The 1,304-nt window shown below is 61.3% G+C and carries 1 protein-coding gene; it reads left to right on the top strand.

The genetic code is table 11. The annotated features are described in order from the left end of the window. A partial coding sequence (locus AC1DRJ_RS27995; protein ID WP_477804999.1) for an aldehyde dehydrogenase family protein occupies positions 1-1,216 on the top strand: 1,216 nt, incomplete at its 5' end. Between the last annotated feature and the right edge of the window lie 88 nt (positions 1,217-1,304).

Raw genomic sequence — 1,304 nt, 5'->3', positions numbered from 1 at the left:
ACGTTGCTCGGCACTGCGCGTACTGTGCTTGCAGGAAGATTCCGCTGACCGTGTCATCGAAATGCTCAAGGGCGCCATGGCTGAATGCCGTCTCGGCAACCCTGAGCGCCTGTCCGTCGACATCGGCCCGGTGATCGACGCCGAAGCCAAGGCTGGCATCGAGAAGCACATCCAAGGCATGCGCGACAAAGGTCGCAACGTCTACCAGGTGGCCATCGCCAACAGCGAAGAAGTCAAACGCGGCACCTTCGTCATGCCGACCCTGATCGAACTGGAAAGCTTCGACGAACTGCAACGGGAGATCTTCGGCCCGGTGCTGCACGTGGTTCGCTATAAGCGCAAAGACATCGATCAACTGATCGGTCAGATTAACGCTTCCGGCTATGGCCTGACGCTGGGCGTGCACACGCGCATCGACGAGACCATCGCCAAGGTGATCGACAACGTCAACGCCGGTAACGTCTACGTGAACCGCAACATCGTCGGTGCTGTGGTGGGTGTGCAGCCGTTCGGCGGCGAAGGTTTGTCGGGCACCGGCCCGAAAGCCGGTGGTCCGCTGTACCTGTACCGCCTGCTGTCGACGCGTCCTACCGATGCAATCGAACAATCCTTCGCTCGCGGTGACGCTATCGCAGCGCCGGACGTTCGTCTGCGTGACGCCATGAGCAAGCCGCTGACCGCCCTGAAAGCCTGGGCTGACAGCCACAAGTCTGCCGACCTGAGCACCCTGTGCGTGCAGTTCGCAGCGCAATCGCAAAGCGGGATCACCCGTGTTCTGGCGGGCCCGACCGGCGAGCGCAACAGCTACGCCATCCTGCCGCGCGAACACGTGCTGTGCCTGACGGAAGTCGAAGGCGATCTGCTGACTCAACTGGCAGCGGTGTTGGCTGTCGGTGGCTCGGCGGTGTGGCCGGAATCTGACCTGACCAAGGCGTTGTTCACACGCCTGCCGAAGGATGTTCAGGCACGCATCAAGCTGGTGTCCGACTGGAACAAGGATGAAGTGGTGTTTGATGCAGTTCTGCATCATGGCCATTCGGACCAGTTGCGTGCGGTCTGCCAGCAAGTGGCCAAGCGTGCCGGGGCGATTGTTGGTGTACATGGTTTGTCGCAAGGCGAGACCAACATTGCGCTGGAGCGTCTGGTGATCGAGCGTGCATTGAGCGTTAACACTGCTGCGGCGGGTGGTAATGCCAGCCTGATGACTATCGGCTAAACCGCAACAAGACCGGGCGCCCGCAACGGACGCCCGGTATGCACAATCCCCTGTGGGAGCGGGCTTGCTCGCGAAGGCGGTGTAACAG

The sequence above is a fragment of the Pseudomonas sp. P5_B2 genome (assembly GCF_056400445.1).
The sequence above is the reverse complement of the archived record's forward strand: the minus strand, read 5'-3'. Positions and strand labels throughout refer to the sequence as shown.